The organism is Sulfurovum sp. UBA12169 (assembly GCA_002742845.1).
Lineage (GTDB): Bacteria > Campylobacterota > Campylobacteria > Campylobacterales > Sulfurovaceae > Sulfurovum.
This window is the reverse complement of sequence record DLUH01000005.1, coordinates 718,078-734,975: the sequence shown is the minus strand read 5'-3', so window position 1 is coordinate 734,975 and position 16,898 is coordinate 718,078. Positions and strand designations below refer to the sequence as shown.

25 protein-coding genes and 1 tRNA gene are annotated in these 16,898 nt (G+C 44.1%); 3 read left to right on the top strand and 23 right to left on the bottom strand.

Annotation, left to right across the window (positions count from 1 at the left end; translation table 11 throughout):
- Nucleotides 1-6: 6 nt before the first annotated feature.
- From CFH81_08760 to CFH81_08700, 13 genes are all read right to left on the bottom strand, one after another.
- Complete coding sequence (locus tag CFH81_08760) at nucleotides 7-1,590, bottom strand: hypothetical protein (GenBank protein DAB40275.1); 1,584 nt, start codon at nucleotides 1,588-1,590, stop codon at nucleotides 7-9.
- A gap of 11 nt (nucleotides 1,591-1,601) precedes the next feature.
- A complete protein-coding gene (locus CFH81_08755; protein ID DAB40274.1) occupies nucleotides 1,602-2,960 on the bottom strand; it encodes a hypothetical protein in 1,359 nt (452 codons plus the stop codon).
- 20 nt (nucleotides 2,961-2,980) lie between these two features.
- A complete protein-coding gene (locus tag CFH81_08750; protein DAB40273.1) occupies nucleotides 2,981-3,439 on the bottom strand; it encodes a single-stranded DNA-binding protein in 459 nt (152 codons plus the stop codon).
- Nucleotides 3,440-3,461: 22 nt separating this feature from the next.
- A complete protein-coding gene (locus CFH81_08745; GenBank protein ID DAB40272.1) occupies nucleotides 3,462-3,830 on the bottom strand; it encodes a hypothetical protein in 369 nt (122 codons plus the stop codon).
- Nucleotides 3,830-4,231, bottom strand: coding sequence for a hypothetical protein (locus CFH81_08740; protein DAB40271.1), 402 nt, complete (start codon nucleotides 4,229-4,231; stop codon nucleotides 3,830-3,832). Before CFH81_08740 ends, CFH81_08745 begins: the two co-directional genes overlap by 1 nt.
- The gene (locus CFH81_08735) at nucleotides 4,228-4,455 is read right to left on the bottom strand and encodes a hypothetical protein (GenBank protein ID DAB40270.1); all 228 of its coding nucleotides are present in this window, start codon (nucleotides 4,453-4,455) and stop codon (nucleotides 4,228-4,230) included. Before CFH81_08735 ends, CFH81_08740 begins: the two co-directional genes overlap by 4 nt.
- The gene (locus CFH81_08730) at nucleotides 4,424-4,618 is read right to left on the bottom strand and encodes a hypothetical protein (protein DAB40269.1); all 195 of its coding nucleotides are present in this window, start codon (nucleotides 4,616-4,618) and stop codon (nucleotides 4,424-4,426) included. The genes CFH81_08735 and CFH81_08730 overlap by 32 nt, the downstream gene beginning before the upstream one ends.
- A gap of 163 nt (nucleotides 4,619-4,781) precedes the next feature.
- Entirely contained in the window at nucleotides 4,782-5,003 is a 222-nt protein-coding gene (locus tag CFH81_08725) for a hypothetical protein (protein ID DAB40268.1), read from the bottom strand.
- A gap of 160 nt (nucleotides 5,004-5,163) precedes the next feature.
- The gene (locus CFH81_08720) at nucleotides 5,164-5,607 is read right to left on the bottom strand and encodes a hypothetical protein (protein DAB40267.1); all 444 of its coding nucleotides are present in this window, start codon (nucleotides 5,605-5,607) and stop codon (nucleotides 5,164-5,166) included.
- A gap of 192 nt (nucleotides 5,608-5,799) precedes the next feature.
- Nucleotides 5,800-6,198, bottom strand: coding sequence for a hypothetical protein (locus CFH81_08715; protein DAB40266.1), 399 nt, complete (start codon nucleotides 6,196-6,198; stop codon nucleotides 5,800-5,802).
- The gene (locus tag CFH81_08710) at nucleotides 6,195-7,151 is read right to left on the bottom strand and encodes a hypothetical protein (protein DAB40265.1); all 957 of its coding nucleotides are present in this window, start codon (nucleotides 7,149-7,151) and stop codon (nucleotides 6,195-6,197) included. The genes CFH81_08715 and CFH81_08710 overlap by 4 nt, the downstream gene beginning before the upstream one ends.
- Nucleotides 7,148-7,372: a hypothetical protein gene (locus CFH81_08705; protein ID DAB40264.1), complete on the bottom strand. Its 225-nt coding sequence runs from the start codon at nucleotides 7,370-7,372 to the stop codon at nucleotides 7,148-7,150. The genes CFH81_08710 and CFH81_08705 overlap by 4 nt, the downstream gene beginning before the upstream one ends.
- 94 nt (nucleotides 7,373-7,466) lie before the next feature.
- Nucleotides 7,467-7,709 (bottom strand): hypothetical protein, encoded by a 243-nt coding sequence (locus CFH81_08700; protein ID DAB40263.1) that lies wholly within the window; start codon nucleotides 7,707-7,709, stop codon nucleotides 7,467-7,469.
- A gap of 182 nt (nucleotides 7,710-7,891) precedes the next feature.
- Between CFH81_08700 and CFH81_08695 the strand changes: the two genes are divergently transcribed.
- Nucleotides 7,892-8,143 (top strand): hypothetical protein, encoded by a 252-nt coding sequence (locus tag CFH81_08695; protein DAB40262.1) that lies wholly within the window; start codon nucleotides 7,892-7,894, stop codon nucleotides 8,141-8,143.
- Between the two features lie 171 nt (nucleotides 8,144-8,314).
- Here the strand turns inward: CFH81_08695 and CFH81_08690 are convergent, their stop codons facing one another.
- From CFH81_08690 to CFH81_08650, 9 genes are all read right to left on the bottom strand, one after another.
- Nucleotides 8,315-8,497 (bottom strand): hypothetical protein, encoded by a 183-nt coding sequence (locus CFH81_08690; GenBank protein ID DAB40261.1) that lies wholly within the window; start codon nucleotides 8,495-8,497, stop codon nucleotides 8,315-8,317.
- A gap of 9 nt (nucleotides 8,498-8,506) precedes the next feature.
- Nucleotides 8,507-9,232 (bottom strand): hypothetical protein, encoded by a 726-nt coding sequence (locus tag CFH81_08685; GenBank protein DAB40260.1) that lies wholly within the window; start codon nucleotides 9,230-9,232, stop codon nucleotides 8,507-8,509.
- A gap of 246 nt (nucleotides 9,233-9,478) precedes the next feature.
- Entirely contained in the window at nucleotides 9,479-9,727 is a 249-nt protein-coding gene (locus CFH81_08680) for a transcriptional regulator (GenBank protein ID DAB40259.1), read from the bottom strand.
- Nucleotides 9,728-9,743: 16 nt separating this feature from the next.
- A complete protein-coding gene (locus tag CFH81_08675) occupies nucleotides 9,744-10,262 on the bottom strand; it encodes a hypothetical protein (GenBank protein ID DAB40258.1) in 519 nt (172 codons plus the stop codon).
- An 18-nt stretch (nucleotides 10,263-10,280) separates the two neighbouring features.
- Nucleotides 10,281-10,532, bottom strand: coding sequence for a hypothetical protein (locus CFH81_08670; GenBank protein ID DAB40257.1), 252 nt, complete (start codon nucleotides 10,530-10,532; stop codon nucleotides 10,281-10,283).
- Between the two features lie 32 nt (nucleotides 10,533-10,564).
- Nucleotides 10,565-12,157, bottom strand: coding sequence for a DNA primase (dnaG, locus tag CFH81_08665; GenBank protein DAB40256.1), 1,593 nt, complete (start codon nucleotides 12,155-12,157; stop codon nucleotides 10,565-10,567).
- Nucleotides 12,148-12,456 (bottom strand): hypothetical protein, encoded by a 309-nt coding sequence (locus CFH81_08660; GenBank protein ID DAB40255.1) that lies wholly within the window; start codon nucleotides 12,454-12,456, stop codon nucleotides 12,148-12,150. Before CFH81_08660 ends, dnaG begins: the two co-directional genes overlap by 10 nt.
- A 40-nt stretch (nucleotides 12,457-12,496) precedes the next feature.
- Entirely contained in the window at nucleotides 12,497-12,892 is a 396-nt protein-coding gene (locus tag CFH81_08655) for a hypothetical protein (GenBank protein ID DAB40254.1), read from the bottom strand.
- Nucleotides 12,893-13,321: 429 nt separating this feature from the next.
- A tRNA-Met gene (locus CFH81_08650) sits at nucleotides 13,322-13,398 on the bottom strand.
- Between the two features lie 211 nt (nucleotides 13,399-13,609).
- On the opposite strand from CFH81_08650, the gene CFH81_08645 reads away from it, so the two are divergent.
- Together CFH81_08645 and groL are read left to right on the top strand one after the other, a co-directional pair.
- Nucleotides 13,610-13,876, top strand: a complete 267-nt coding sequence (locus CFH81_08645; GenBank protein ID DAB40253.1) for a co-chaperone GroES — start codon at nucleotides 13,610-13,612, stop codon at nucleotides 13,874-13,876.
- 33 nt (nucleotides 13,877-13,909) lie between these two features.
- The gene (gene groL / locus CFH81_08640) at nucleotides 13,910-15,538 is read left to right on the top strand and encodes a chaperonin GroEL (GenBank protein DAB40252.1); all 1,629 of its coding nucleotides are present in this window, start codon (nucleotides 13,910-13,912) and stop codon (nucleotides 15,536-15,538) included.
- A 99-nt stretch (nucleotides 15,539-15,637) separates the two neighbouring features.
- On the opposite strand, the gene CFH81_08635 is transcribed toward groL, so the two are convergent.
- Nucleotides 15,638-16,888: an exodeoxyribonuclease VII large subunit gene (locus CFH81_08635; GenBank protein DAB40467.1), complete on the bottom strand. Its 1,251-nt coding sequence runs from the start codon at nucleotides 16,886-16,888 to the stop codon at nucleotides 15,638-15,640.
- Nucleotides 16,889-16,898 lie beyond the last annotated feature (10 nt).

Sequence of the window (16,898 nt, the reverse complement as noted above, 5' to 3'; positions counted from 1 at the left end):
CCTTTTTTAGATTTTGCTCCACCCGCCGTTTTTGCCTTTTTTCTTGCGGCGCTGCACCTGTTCAGGCTTTAGCGGAAGGTTTTTTTTAGCCGTACACTGCGGCAGTATGTAGGATTTGCTGATCGGGTCTATGATGTTGTCTGTATTGCTTTTACGTTCTGGATTAAATTTAAGAAACTCTTTTTCCATCTGTTCCATAAACGCCGTATCCATAAACTTGTAAAATACAAGCGTATGATGTTCCATCGGCGCTGTCATCAGCTTGATGCCCTCATTTTTGCTTGACTGATTGTCCGGCTTAAACACGGTAATGCCATTAGACACCTGCGGTTTTCCTTGCGCCTGAGCTTTGGCGTTATAGACAAGCATCTCTCTTCTTAGCACCTTTACCAAAGACAGTCCCCCGCCGGCCCCCTCGATCAGCACAGGCGCATCAGGATACTTCAGCATCAAGCTGATGATCTGCTCTGCCGTTCCGTATACATCCCATTTTCCGTATTTGCCGTCCAGCACGACGGTTTTGACGATCTCGCTGGCATCCGTCCATTTCCCCACTACCGGGATGCCGCGGTCATCCGCGCTTGCTTCTTCGCTCTCTGCGGGGTCCACAAGGATATATCGGTACATCTCAGGAAGATCTGCATCAGACACATAGACAAAGTCCTCCCTCTTAAAATGCCCCGCTTCGCTCACTTCGGCATCTTGCATATATTGCCGCTTAAACTCTACTTTGCTCATCTCTTTTTTTTGCTGTTCGATAAAGTCAAGCCCGTACCTGACAGGGTCAAGAGGCGTAAACGGTTCGCGTATCACCTGCGTGTTTCGGTACTTGTACACCTCACGTTTTTCGTTGATGATAGGGTACCTAAGCTCATGCCAAAGCCCGCCATGCTCAGCAAGTCCCCCAAGCTTGATGACGCGCCCGGCCGGATCGTCTTCATGCAGCCTCTGCATGATAAGTATCACCGCTTTGAGCCCCTCAAGCCTTGTAAGCACTGAAGAGTTGTAAAAGTTGTACGCTTCATCGCGGCGTGCCTTAGAGTCTGCATCCGCAGCTTTTAAAAGGTCATCGCCGAAAAATATATCCGCACCGATACCGGTATTGGAACCTCCTACGGAAGTGGCGAGAAATTCTCCGCCCGCAGTAAGCTTCCAATGCTCTTTGAGATTGAGCTTAGGGTTAAAAGCCACTTCAGGGAAAATTTCGCGGTAGATCTCGCTTTCCATGATGTCTTTCGTATCCACCGCAGTCAACACAGAAAGCGTACCCGAATAGGTACCGTACTGTATTTTAAGGGAGGAACGAAGCCCTTGGATATACGAACCGAACATCCGAACGACCCTTTCTGTTTTTCCGTGCCGCGGCGGCATGGAGACGACAAGCCTGTCTATCACACCGTGAAACACATCCATGAGTGCTTGAGCCAGCTGCTCGTCCCACCAGGTTCTCACATACGTTTTTTTATAGTGAAATTCAAATACCGTCTCCATGTACAGCAAAAACGACTCTCCGTTCTCACCTCTGCGGATGATCTCATTGCGTATGTTTCTGCGCTGCAGCTCTTTGCCGGCTGTTTTTGTGATGCTCATCTTCTTTCCTTTTAGAGCAAAGGCATATCTAGTTGAGACGGATCAAAGCCGGTTTGCACACCTTTGGCATCCTCCATCACATACTCTACATATTGCACGTCAAATTCATCGGCGTTTTTCTTCGGCCTGCCGCTTCCAACACTTCTGTTGCTTCTGTGGTCATCTTCATCAAACTGCACCCCTCTAAACTCAAGTCTGCGAGGGTCCAGCTGGATGGGCTTGCTAAAGTGTACCCCCGTCTGTTTGTTTTTGTAACACACGATTTCCCTGGAACCTTTTCTTTCGTCGTTTCCGTCATCGTCAAACTCAAGCTTGGGCTTTTTAATGTACCAGATTTGATGCAGCGCGTGCGCGGCGTTTTTGCTTCCCATCGGCGTTACTGTGCTGCTTCTGCTGTCTTCTTTGCCCTGTTGAGCGATCAGCATGATGATGAGGCCGTACTTGATCGCCAGCCTTTGAAGGAGAAAAAATTTTTCCGTCTCTCGCTCCGAGCTTGTGCCGTTATTGCGGATATTCGTGATCATCATCTGAGAGTCTATCCCCACGACACGGCCGCCGCGCTTCGCAAAGATCTTGATTTTTGCTTCAAGGTCCAAAATGTCGTTATTGTCCATTTCCATCAAAAACTTTTCAACGCTGAAACGGTCTTCGTTGAGACGGTTTTGCTCTACGAAGCTTCTGTAGTGAAACTCAAAGTTAAAGAACAGCGTCTCATGCCCCATCGAAGAGATATGCTTGAGTATCTGCGTCATAATGACCGTCTTGCCTGCCTCAGGATCACCCATGATTCCGATCAGCTGCCCGTACTCTATGCCGCCTTTTAGTTTGACATCGATAAGCGGTATTCCGGTCGGTATCTTCGGGACAGGCGGCTCTTTTTCTATCTTTGCCTTGAGCGCTGCATACGAAGTAAAACTGTCCACGCTTGAGATACTCACCTCGTCGGCAACCTTGGCTATGCTGTTAGCACACAGCAGCGAACTGTCTCCGCCGTGAAGCCCTTGAAGGCCTAGCAGAAACCCGCGATGCAGCTCTCTTTTTTTACTCCACTCCTCAAGTGCGTCCACGGCAAACAGCACTGCTGCAACAGGCTCTGAAAGCATGATGAGCTTTAGCGTCTCAACCAGCAGCGTATGTTCTCGCATCAACTCGGCATGGACCGTCTGAGGTTCAAGATTATACCCCCTGCTTTCAAGCTCTTTAAGACAGGCGAAAATACGCCCATGATTCTCATCAAAAAAATGCTGCTCTTTCAGCTTCACAAGGGCCATAACCGTCTCATCCGTGTCAAACTCCATCAGCGCGCGAAGCAAAGAACGCTCCGTGTCTATATCGGCAAGCGCATTGATATCATACTGCGATTTACTCATACTGATTCCTTCCTTTCTCTCTAAAACGGTATCTCATCATTAGGCTCATCCAACACCACAGGCGCACCGTTGGGAGCAGTGGCTAACCGGCTTTCCGCATCATACTGTTCTTCCGCCTTTGCATTTCCGTATCCGCTATTGGTCTGCGTATCGTCTCTGCAGCCAATCATTTGCAGGTTTTCTACGATCACGGAGTGTTTGCTTCTTTTTGTGCCGTCCTGTGCTGTCCACTGGTCAAGCTTTAATCTTCCATCTACTAAAACTTTGCCTCCCTTATGCAGATACTGGTTGGCTATTTCGGCAGTTCTTCCGAAAAAGGTAAGATCAACAAAGGTTGTCTCTTCTTTTTGTTCTCCCGTTTGCGATTTGAATTTTCTACTGACTGCAATGCCCGTACTTCCAATAACCGAACCGCCTTGGGTGTACCTGATCTCTATATCTCTGGTAAGGTTTCCTGCCAAAATAACTTTGTTGTACATGTTCGTCCTTTTGATTTTGTCGTTACTTCGACAAATAATTCTTCATTTTCTCAACTTTTTCTGGGTTTTCATCTCTCCATTTTTTCCAGCTCAAATCTTCAAGTTTCCATTTTATCCACTCTTTAGTATCATGTTTTGGGAAAAATGGTTGTTCATTTTTAGCACATCTTTCGCATACAAATTTTGACGAATCTGATGTTGCGACGATATGGAAATGCTCTTCACAGAAAAACAAACCACATCCATGCTCTCCGCCGTAAGGATCTCCGCCGCAAACATAACTCAATCCTCTATCTATCTTCTTTTTGCAATCTGGATGGTCACATATAGCAGGAACGCCATATCCTACATCTCTGCCCCAATGCTCATCAAACCCTACTGCCCAACTCATTATTTCTCCTCCAATATTTTTTCCATTGCTTCGATATATTTCAGCCTTTTCTTTACCGCACCCAAACGCGTAACAACAAAACAGGTTTTAAAATACATATTCACCGCATTGGCCGTCATGCCTAGATCATCTGCAACAGCTCTTGCCAGCGCGTGCTCATTGCCGTACTTTTCAAGCAATGCAAAATATGCCGATTCAAATCTGCCCTGCATCTCATCAGCAGCTTGCTCTCGCCGGCGGAAATATGCGAGATTTACAAGCCTTCGGCCGCCGTCTTTTTTATATTTTTTGTTATAGTACGGGTCTGTATTTTGAGTAAGACTGATGCGGCTATACACGGCAGACACGCTGCATCCCGTGATTGATGCAAACTCTTTCGCTCCGATCCACTGCTCCTTCATCTCAACCGCCCTCTTGCATACATCCATACAAACGTACGTCTCACATAGTACGACCGCACATAAGAAGCAACAAAAAAAATCACTGACGAAGCGGAAGCCTGGGACACAGTCGTTTTTATGCCGATGTACGGAAACGCAAAGTACACAAGGCACCATCCTATCACGATGCCAAGCGCACTGTTGGCTATGACCTCAAAATGACTGTGTTTTTTGCTTTGCATCATCATATCCCTTGATCGTATAGTTAGAACGAAAATAGTCCATATTGACCATACCGAAATCCGTTATCACCATAGCGCCATACACCTCCATGAGAGTCTCTTCTCTTTTTTCTGCATGGTTGATATAGCGTTGGTGCAAAATTATATTAAGCGGGCCGTTTACCATTTCGCCTCCTTTGCCACTTGTTTATTTTCACAAAAGTGGTCGCAGCGATCAATATCGCGAACACAAATGTTTATCTTTTTGCACCACAAAAAATCATCATCAAACTCTCCGTCATCGCCGATGATGACATCACTGTGTTTACAGTACACACATTGTTCCTCGATCATTGTATTTCTCCCATATCAATCTCCCCATTTTGCACCATGGCATCACATTTTGCATAAGAAGCGGCCGCCGCATCGCACGCCCTAAACAAAAACTTTTTTGCCTTGGCATCGATATTCGCTACCGACACCTTTACTCTGTAGGCCAAAACATCCTCTTTGCTCATATACGCTATTTTCTTGATTTTTGCCACAACTTCCTCTTTGCTCATCACCTTCATTCTCATCTCCACACTGCTATTTCAACTCTATCCAGGTACACAATCTCGCGGACCGTGCCTCTTGGCCTATTCTTGTTTGCCTTATTAATTCGCAACGTCATTGTTGCAGGGCGGTATGGGCGCGCATGGTCTCCCCAGAAACTTTTTTTATTGATACCTTTCATGTTTCGTCTCTTTTTTTGACTGCATACGGACAGCGCTGTTTTGCGCTCAATTCAAAGGATCCTTCCGTGAGCGTCTCTATGTATGCGCCGCCGTTGATCTCCTCTTTTGTGAGAGAAAATTTTGCGCATCCAGGCTCGCTGCGCATCCTGTAGTTGCACCCTCTGCAGCCGTAGAGATCAAAAAGGTCAACGCTTTCTTTTTTTAAGCCCAAGTTTTTTGGTATGCCGCCCATAAAATACTGCGCAAGAGCCGCTTTGATTTTTTTTGCATCTTCTGTTTCATTCCCTGAACGGGACAAAAACCCGTTGGCCACATACACATTCACTGCATTTGTGCTCGTGTCTGCGGCTGCGGCAATATCTTTTGCCGTTATCCCCTCAAGACGTTTCAGCGCATCAAAATTATCTTTTGCGCTTTTTTGGTTGTCCCACACCTGCATCGCCTTTCCTCCCTATCGATTGATGTATCGCGCAAGATCCGCAGCCGTCTTGCATCCTGCAGCCATCGCGCGGTACATCATTCTCGTATTCTTCATTTTTTCCATCCATCACTCCTTTAGTTTAAAATCACTACGGCACTGCCGTACAGCACATAAAGCATCGCTGCCGCATACAAACCGGCCAAAACAGTCTCAAATCTCATTTTTCACTTCCTCAAACACATTTAAAATATTTTTATATTTCACAAACACACCAAAGTTAAACTTTTGATCAGCCTTGAAAACCAATTTTTGCACACCGGTAACATATGAATTTGTGTGCTTGAAAAATCCTTTTTTGTGCAAGATCTGAGAAAATTGATAGATTTTTCTTTTTTGTTCCAGATCAAAAAACATTTTTTCCAGCGCGTAAAAGAGCGATTCATATTCGTGTTTGAATTTCCCAAACGCGATAAAAAAATCATCATCCAAAGAGGCGATATATGCATATTTTTTTGGATTTGTGTGCTTCATTCTTGCAAAATAGTCTTTGCTGAAGCCGTACTGTCGCGCGACTTCACCCAAAGAAAGGAAAGTTTCTTTCTGTTTCATTTTTTTTCACCCTTCCCGATAGCATCCCACACGGCGCGCACTCTGCTTGCAAACACTTTCATGCCGTCGATGTTGATCTCTTCAGCCGCGCTGGATACAGAGATGCCCAATGCTGCCAAAACAGATATATCTGCATCTTCAAGCGTCACCGCTTCACCGTCGCTGATTTTCCTAAATCTTTCCAAGCTCTCCGCCAGAGATCCTTCGTCTGCCGTTACTGCATCCGCGGCCCCCTTTTTTTCGATTTTTTTTAAAGCATAGCATTCGTCTTCCCAACGTCTGCCGCGTAAAAAAGTAGTAGGATGAGGCTTTTGGGGTACGAAAGCGGTTTTGTTTGTCTTGTCGTGAAATTCATTGACGTAAGGGAGGGAGGCGATCAAAGCAACGATATCCTCTTCGCTGAGCTTTTTGAAAACAGTTTGTGTCTCTGCTTTTTTTTGTTTGTTGCCGTACATATCCCAGAAGAGATCAAATAGCATCTGAAAAGCTTGTTTTTCATCGATAGCATTCAGGTCATTTGTCTTAAAATGACCAATATTATTATTAATTTTATATATAATAGGTAGATACGCGAAATTTTTTCGTGTTTGCGCGAAATTTTTTCGTATTTCAGACACTTTCGCGAAATTTTTTCGTGTTTGGGTCGAACACTCCATAAGTTCTTTTGTGTCCGCATTATCTATGTAGTTTAGAACAAGTTTTCTGTGCTGGACACTTCCTATATTTCTGATATATAAGTCTTTGGTCAGTTGCTGTATCTGCCGTCTTACAGCACCTGGACTCATACATAGCAGACTGCCGATATATTCATCCTTTGCGGTGCAGAACCCATATTCTGATGAAAGTCCGTAGATGATTCCGCAGATTCGCTGCCCCACACATCCCATGTTTGACGAGTAGATAAAATGCGGGAGTATAATATACGGCCTTGGTTTGGTTTCATCCCGGCTCATACTGCTTCCTTTATATACTTTTCGCCGATGCCGTATTCGATCCATGCAGCGCTCAAGCCTGTATTTTCAGAGATCGCCTTGATCCCTTTTTTGCTGATTTCCCCCCGATATTTCCAGTTCTCATAGGTCCTGAGCGGAACATGAAGATGATCTTCGCATAATTTTGGAAGGCTGCCCGCAGCAAACTCTTCTTCGATACGATCAAACGGTGTTTTTTCCATGGCCTCTCCTTTCGTAAAATGATAGCTTAATTCTACTTTGTTTTGAAGTGTTTGTCAAGGTTTTTGAAGTATTTTTTATTTTTTTTGAGTGATTTTATATAGTTTTTATTGCGCCGCCAAGCCGACCCCCCCCTTCGCGATTTTTTATAGGTTTAGGCATGCCGGCCATGGCAGGAAGAGGATAAAAAAGCATTGCCAAAAACAGTGCAGCAACCTGTATTTGCACGGCTGTCCCTCCGTGATCTGCCGCCTGACTGGGACTCACCCCCCCCTCAAAATAAGTCTGCTGATTTGCCCGTACTCCAGGAGCAAACAGATGCATCCATGGCGCCGGCATGCATTGTGATGTCCCCTGTTTTTTAGTGAAATACTGCCGAAATACTGCCGACCGACAATAACAGAAATAAGAAAACATCGATATACACGTGTGTTTAAGCCTAAAGCGTGCCGGCTTGTTCAGCCTGCGTCCTAAAATTTGGCGCCGATAATCAGCCGAGACAGTAAGGAAGCTTCGCTTTTTTGCGATCCCGACAAATTGGCATATGTGAATATCTGACGCTGCACTCCACTTGTTCACACCTGCACGCGCCTGCGCCGCATATTTCCCAATTCCCAAAAATTCAAGGCATCCCCCCAAAAACAATACTAAAAAACAAGATCTCTAACACAAAAGATAGAAATCAAGCCGATAGGCTTAAAAAATCGCGAAAAGGGGCGGTAGGGCTGAAGGATGGTTTGGGTAGTTTTGTAATTGGATTGCTAGCTATCTGAGTAGTGTGGCATCGAAAATTAAGCGTTAAAACGATTCATCCATATCACGGGGCAAGGCAAAGATGTATTTCGCGCTTATTTTGGCATTTATGGCTTGTTTTGTATTGCAGAAGTTATTTTGGAGCAGTATAACGATGCATTGCCTGCGAGCAGCGCCTGATTGGCGCGGGCTTACGCAGAACGTATCATGGCCTGTAAATTATGTGTGCAGTGGTCTATATTCTCAAGCATCGGCGCGAGGATGTCGTATAAGGCGACATTGACATGCTCTTTGATAAAAAGGTCGTTAACATCTTTTAGATACTGCACGGAATTGACGATAGCGTCGATATTTTGTTGTAGTTCTTCTTTCATACTTTTCTCCTATAATGTAATAGTTTCGATAAAACCAAGCAGCTCAAAGAAGCTGCTGTGAGGCACTTCGTGGTAGCTCTCCACTGCAAAACGCTTGCGTATCGCTATATAGATTGCCGGGACCGTAGTTTCCATGCCTACCCCGTACCTGTCAGCCAGTTTCCTGCCGTGCTTCTGTATCATCTCCCGCACGTACTTCATATCGCCAAAACCCATAGGCATATCGCCGAGCTTCTCCGCCATGCGGTTCATAAGGATATCTGATCTTTGCAGCCTGCTATCGTTTTTGGAGAGCTGCTCTCTCAGGGTCTCCCGGTCTTCGTACAGATGGTGCACCCGTGCCTGAATGTCGAGCATACGCCTGTTCATCTCTGTCATGTCCGGGAGCGCGGCAGATGCTCCGCTGCGAAGCTTCTCTTCCATGAGATTGAACGCTTTGATGAACTGTATCTTCCACTCTCTTGCTTTCTGCCCGGTGAAGCCCATGACAATGAGCGAAAACCCGTCGCGGGTCATTTGATACATCGGTTGTTGTTTGTTTTGTTGATTGATATAGGAGGACTGCGCAAAATTGCGCCGAGCAAATTCATCGTCCGGCTGGTTGCGCATGGCACGCATGACTTCTTTGTGATTTTTTTCAAATACGTCCGCGATCTGCAGGCTGTTTGCAAAGACGTTGCCGCTTACGACTTCAAACACCACATCGGTGTTGTTGATGTGTACGATCTCATGCATCTTAGTACCCCATCCATGCTTTAAGGCCATGCAGATCTGTAGCGACACAAGAACCGTCTGCATCCCATACAAGTACAAAGGTAGAGAAAAGTGCTGTTTTAAAGCCGTGGCTTAGTGCGAATTGTGCGAGTTGTTTTACTGACATTGTATATCCTTTTGAGTAGGTTATCACCATCATGGTGACTTAAAAAGGATATTAACACAATTTTGGTGTTATTGTCAAGGATAAAAACACAATATTGGTGTTTATTTGTTAAGTTCATCACCAATTATTTGTTTTATTGTGTTGAATTTTTTCTCTATTTTAAGAAGATTAAACATCTTTATTGCCCATTCTGGAGTATCCACAACACCTCTTGACCAATTTCCAATAGTGTTTTCCCCTACTCCCATATATGCTGCCAACTCCTTCTGCGTCATCCCCAGCTCTTTAGCCGTATCCTTGACGATATTACCGCCGTACGGCGGCTTTTGTTCTTCAATCTTGTCATTCATTTGAATCCTTTCTCTTTTAAAATCTAACTATTTTCAGCGTTGCATCGGCTGTAAAATATTTTGAGAACGCCTCACATAGAGAGTTTTCCATCTCCTCGCCAACTTCATTCTTTACCTCTACGGTGAACTTTCCCTTATTAAAATTAAGCAGTTCTATTGACCCCTGTAGTGAAGATGGCGTTTTGTCTATTTGCTTTGAAAAAAAATGTAAAAATTCCATCCAAGCTTCATCTTCTTCTTTGATTGTATTTTTCACAATGATTTTTCTTTTGAGTCGTTTCTCTTTTTCACAAATACTTTCTTTATCGCTGGGGATCAGTGGGACATAAAGCACAGAAATATATAGTGGAAGAAACAGCAAGCTTGCATCAAATATTAGCACAAGCACTATGGCGATTACCGAGCCAAACAGAAACCCCCACCAAAGTATAAACCCTGCCACGATTAGACCGGAAACGATCAACGCCCAAAGTATCTTAATCGGAAGCATTACAGCCCCCGTCACCTTCTCCCAAAAACAAGCTTCACTTATCATCCGTCACCTCCAACATCTCTACCTAAACACTCTGACGACATCGCACTCTTCGCCGGATACAAACCTTATCGTATTGCCGTATATGCCACGGTACGACTCATAGTCTAATACTGCTTCCATATCGTTTCCTACAACCACACACATTCTGGTTTCTATGTATATGCCTTCATCTGTTCTGTACAGGTTTGGATTGAAACTTGTCACCATCAACTTGAAATATTCTGCATGTATTGCCGTCGCTATCGCTATCATCATCAAAATCTTTTTCATTTTTTGGCCCTCCTTCTTGATACAATATTATATCACAACCCTTTCATCCTCTCATTCACCGCAAGTATCTCATCGATACCCGCTCCGTTTGCCTGTAGTCTGGCTTTGAGCGTTTGCAGGTAGCTTTTCTGCTTCACCCTCAGCACCGCGTAGAACTGTTTGTCATCCAGCACCGCCAAGCCCTCTTTCATAGTGACTGGCGCGTAAACCGCTTCGTCTCGTACCCCTGAGAGCAGCGCACGATAGCATGTCTGGTTACTCCATACTTCATCGTCCGCTACATCGACAGCGGCATCCACCATGCCCGGACGCATATACATCGTGTACAGCAGCAGATCCTCTGCGCTTGCTTTTGCGCTAGAGACAGATGCGGGAGGCGCTGCGCTGCCGTCCATCCTGATGTGTACCCTATCGATGCCCAGCAGCGAAGAAAGAAACCCTACATACTCCTGCGCGATGATGTCATTTTTGATACTTTTTAGGTATGCGACGCATGCCTTTAGCGCCTGGCTTTTGCCGTGCGGCTCTCCAAGATCGTATCCGGACGCATACGACTGAAGGCAGAAACGCACAAAGTCTGTTCTGTTCTTGAGCAGCTGTTTGAGAACTTCTTCTTTTCCGGCCGCCACCATGGAAGCAGCATCTTCTCCTTCAGGAAACAACACCACGCCACCGTCAAATCCTTTCGTACTCAGCATCACAGCGGCCTTGAACGCGGCAGCGCGCCCTGCTTTGTCTCCGTCGTATGCGAGTATCACTTTTGCGTTCGGTTTTGACAGTAGCGGCAAGTGGTGTTCCGTCAGCGCCGTTCCCTGCGTCGCCACGGCGGTCTGTATGCCGCACTGACGGGAGAGGATCACGTCCAGCTGCCCCTCCATGATGATGACAAACTTCTTTGCATAGATATGCTCTTTTGCCTTGTCGTACCCAAAGAGTATGCGCGACTTGTCAAAGAGCGGCGTCTGCGGGGAGTTCATGTATTTTGGCACGCCGCCTGGTTGCAGTGTGCGTCCGCTGTAGCCCACCGCCTTGCCCCGGTGGTCTCGTATGGGGAACATGAGGCGGTCCCAGAATTTCGCGCTGATGCGCCCCTGCTTCTCCACTGTGATCCCAAGCTCCAGCAGCTCGTCAGGCGGCAGCATCATCGCACCGAGATCATGCATCTGTTTTTTTGTAGAAGGCGCATAGCCAAGCTCCCACTCCCGCATCGTTTTTGCGTGCATGCCCCTGCCGGAAAGATACCGCATATCCTCCTCGCGAAGCTGCTGCGCATAATAGCGCGTCATAGTCTCCATGGTGCGGTCGTAGTCCTTGCGCGCACCGTTGTCGTCGGTATAGTGCAGCGTGAAGTTGAAGCGCGAAGCGATCTTCTCTACCGCCTCGGTAAACTCAAGCTTGTCCATCTCCTGCACGAACTTGAACACATCGCCGCCGGCGCCGCACCCAAAGCAGTGGTAGATCTGCTTGGAAGGACTTACCACAAAAGAGGGTGTTTTTTCTCCATGAAAGGGACAGCACGCCTTAAAATTCGCCCCGTTCTTTTTCAACTCTATATAATCGCTTATCACATCGACGATATCTACAGAGCTCTTTAGTGCTTCTTTTGACTCGTTTGTTATTGGCATGTTTTTAGCCTTATACAATACCCTAACTTTTCATCCTCATCCAATTCTTTACGACCTACTGCATCATCTTTGGTTATCGTGTAACCCTTTGACTTTATTTCTGTCTCAAGGTCTGCCAGCCTTTTATCGTACTCCTCTTTGCTTTCTCCTCGTTTTGCATAAGGATATTCCGCTATATCTTCTGTATTGGTATATTCCCATGCCATACAGTCACCACATTTGCAGTCAATATTGGCTCCAGTATTTAAAATAAATGGGCACATTTTTGTTTTCGCTTCACTCACTTTGATTGGTTTCATTACTTATCCTTTTACTTATATTTTTCATTTTCCAAATAAATTATTTCACTACCAAAACAATCTCTATTTCTTTCCCGCAATAGGGGCAATAGTTAAAATCACGCGGTGCATAATTATTTTTTTGGCCGGCATAACTTATTACGGTGTGGGCACATTGCACATGAAATTTCCCAGGGCCGGATTGGCGCCATTTACAATTTTCTTTTATTACAATGCTGCTATACAAGTGCATATCTTTTGTTACGTTGTGCTTTTTTTCACCATCATAGATGTAGCATCTGCTTTCTTCTCCTGTATCGTCACTCACAAAAACAAAAGTAGACAGTTTAACAGTTCCTTTGAGTTCTTCGATCGAAGGTATCCTCCATCCTTGCTTTTTACATTCCTTTTCAAGCTCTGAAAAAGTAAATTTCTTTTCAAGCATTTTCAGTTTCATTTTCCGATTCCTCTCATTAGGCTGATGATTAAATGTGCCGGTCTTTTCACTTCAGAGCCGATCACTCCTCGCCGCCTAAAAATCTTACAAAATATCTTTGTCATTTATGCTCCCTTCTAAATATATAAACACTCTGGTCAGCCCACACCTGTATAAAAGAAGGAGTAAAGACGCTTTTTGGTATGGGCTTAACAGAAAATTTATTAAAAAATGATTGGAGTGGAGAGGCCTGGAAAAAATAAGTTTTTAGCTCTAAAAACTCGGCAGTAACTCGGCAGTAAAAGTCGTTATTTTTTGTTAAAAATGAAGATTTTTTGACAGGCGCAAGAGATGCAGCGCCATTAAATTTTGTTAGAAATGATGTATATGCCAAGCTACTAAAAGCCCAATATACCGCTATTTTAAAGGTTTTTGTGTTTTTTAAAAAGATGGTAGCAAGGGGGGAACTCGAATCCCCGACCTCCGGCTTATGAGACCAGCGCTCTAACCAGCTGAGCTACCTTGCCACTAATGAAGAGCCGAAATTCTATCAAATTTAACCTTTAATGTCAATACTATTTTATCTATTTTTTTACGACAAATTAAAATATATATTTTTAATTAAAATACTTTAGCCATATTGACTAAAGTATTTTAAATAATTTTAAAAAAGGTGTTGACATTTTTTTTAAAAATCATTAGAATACACTTCATAAAACTATTATAAAGGAGATACTTATGAACTTTAAACCATTAGGTAAACGTGTTCTTATCAAAAGAGAAGAGGAACAGAAAACAACGGCATCGGGTATCATTCTCCCAGATAATGCAAAAGAGAAACCTCTACAGGGAACAGTCATTGCCCTAGCCGAAAAGGCTGCAAAAAAGGGAATCAAAGAAGGCGATAAAGTCATTTTTGGTAAATTTAAAGGCACGGAAATCACAATGGATGGTCAAGAGTTGTTGATTTTGGAGAGTGACGATATCTTGGGAATCCTAAACTAAAAAAACATTTAAGACAATATAAAAGGAACAAAAATGGCAAAAGAGATATTTTTTTCAGACAAAGCACGTAACGGACTTTATGAAGGAGTGCGTAAACTCGCAGACGCAGTGAAGGTAACGATGGGGCCCAGAGGCCGAAATGTACTTATACAAAAAAGTTACGGTGCACCGCATATTACAAAAGACGGAGTGAGTGTAGCCAGAGAGATAGAACTTTCAGATGCACTTGAAAACATGGGTGCACAATTGGTTAAAGAGGTTGCGAGTAACACGGCAGATGAAGCAGGTGACGGCACAACGACTGCTACAGTATTGGCGCATTCTATCTTTAAAGAAGGGCTAAGAAACATTACTGCAGGTGCAAATCCTATCGAAGTAAAAAGAGGGATGGACAAAGCATGCGCTGCTATCATCGAAGAACTCAAAAAGATTTCAAAAGAAGTAAAAGACAAAAAAGAGATTGCACAAGTAGCTACTATCTCTGCAAATTCAGATAAAACCATCGGAAATCTTATCGCTGAGGCTATGGATAAAGTAGGTAAAGACGGCGTTATCACGGTAGAAGAAGCAAAAGGCATCAACGACGATCTTGAAGTGGTTGAAGGTATGCAGTTTGACAGAGGATATCTTTCGCCATACTTTGTGACAAACTCTGACAAAATGACTTGTGAAATGGAAAATCCGCTTCTTTTGATCACAGATACAAAAGTTACTTCACTTAAAGATCTTATCCCTGTACTTGAAAAAATTCAGCAAACAGGAAGACCTCTTCTGATTGTCGCTGATGATCTTGAAGGTGAAGCACTTGCAACATTGGTACTCAATAGACTCAAGGGTGTACTTAATATTGCTGCCGTTAAAGCACCGGGATTTGGAGACAGAAAAAAAGAAATGCTTAAAGATATCGCGGTGCTCACAGGCGGAACGCTTATTACTGAAGAGTTAGGTCTTTCTCTTGATAAAGCAACATTGGCAGAGCTTGGTCACTGCGCAAGAGTGGTTATCGACAAAGATAATACTGTTATCGTGGACGGAAAAGGTGACAAAGAGGCTGTTCAAGCAAGAGTCAATGCGATTAAAATACAAATCGCAAATACGACGAGCGAATATGATAAAGAAAAATTACAAGAAAGACTTGCAAAACTTTCAGGGGGTGTAGCTGTCATCAAGGTGGGTGCAGCTACTGAAACCGAAATGAAAGAGAAAAAAGACAGAGTGGATGACGCACTTTCTGCAACTAAAGCAGCCGTAGAAGAAGGTATTGTCATTGGTGGCGGCGCTGCTTTTATCAAAGCAAGTCAAGCAGTTAAATTTTCTCTTGAAGGGGACGAACAAGTAGGGGCCGAGATCATTCTTAGAGCAGTATCTGCTCCTATGAAACAAATTGCACAAAATGCAGGATTTGATGCGGGTGTGGTGGCAGACAAAGTCGCAAACAGCAATGATGCCAATCTGGGATTCAATGCTGCAACAGGCGAGTATGTCGATATGCTTGAAGCCGGGATCATTGATCCGTTCAAAGTAGCGCGCGTTGCACTTCAAAATGCTACTTCCGTAGCCAGTTTACTGCTTACAACTGAAGCAACGGTTTCTGATATCAAAGAGGAACCTGCACGCGGACCTGCAATGCCTGATATGGGCGGAATGCCGGGTATGATGTAGCCTTCATTTTCAGAAGCATCATGCTTCTGAAAAGTAAAATCTTCACAACTCAAATTCCTTCAAAAACTAACTGCAAATTTTTCAAATTTAGTATCGGCCCTACAAATGATACTTCTTTTTACTCAAACATACCGCTTCAATTTTGACGTTCGCATCTTCTAGAGTGAATTGCTGATCGACCATGAGACTCTCAAGCTCAATCAGCTCTCCCTCACGAGAAAGCTGCACCCACCCTTTTTTACACTGCAATGTCGGATTTTTGATCTCTAACTGCCTGCCCAGGCTGATATACTGTTGCTCTTTTTGCTTTAAAACAAAATACATATGCTGCATAAAACTTTTTTTAAGTTCAGGCAACATGCTTTGGACACGCTCTACTTTGTATAATATCACTCTAAAAAATTCTCTCTCAAGACGCTTAAAATCTTCGCTGAAATCTCCCAGATATCTTGAAGGCGAACTTCGCAGAAACATTTCCTCAATATGCTTTAGCAAATGTCTCTTTTGCTCCAACTTTTGCTCAAGAGCCTGTTTGTATCGCTGAACATAATCATCTAGCATAAAAAGTATCTCTTTTGCATCGGGCAATATCATCTCAATCGCTGCACTAGGGGTGGGTGCGCGCAAATCTGCCACAAAATCGCTAATCATTACATCTACTTCGTGTCCTACCGCACTAACAACGGGGGTTTTCATGCCGTAGAGGGCATCAGCCACAATTTCATTATTGAAACACCAAAGATCTTCTGTGCTTCCGCCCCCCCTTCCGAGGATAACCACATCAACATTTAGTGTATCGGCATATTTTAGGGCTCTTACTATTTGTGAAGCCGCGGATTCTCCCTGCACCAAAGTATCAACTATCGTCACCTCAACCAACGCCCACCGTTTATCTATAATTTTAAGCATATCATACAATGCCGCGCTTTCTTTGGCTGTCACCAAAGCGATTTTATGGATAGTATTGGGGATCGGTTTTTTCCGGGCACTGTCAAAATACCCTTTGGCTTTAAGTTTTTCTTTGAGCTGCTCATAGGCCAAAGCCAGAGCCCCCTGCCCATAAGGCTCTATATGCACCGCATAAAACTGATACTCTCCTCTTGGAGTATATACTCCCACTGAACCTTCCACCACAATATGCATTCCATTTTCCATACGAAATTTGAGCTTATTGGCATTTGACTTGAAAATGACACACTTAATAGCACTTTCTTTATCTTTGATAGAAAAATAAACATGTCCTGAAGTATGGTAGGTTACAGAAGCCACTTCTCCTTCTACAAGGATATGCATAAATGTGGCCTCTAAAAGAGATTTTATTTTAGTATTGAGGGAGGTTACGCTCATCATAGATGAAAAC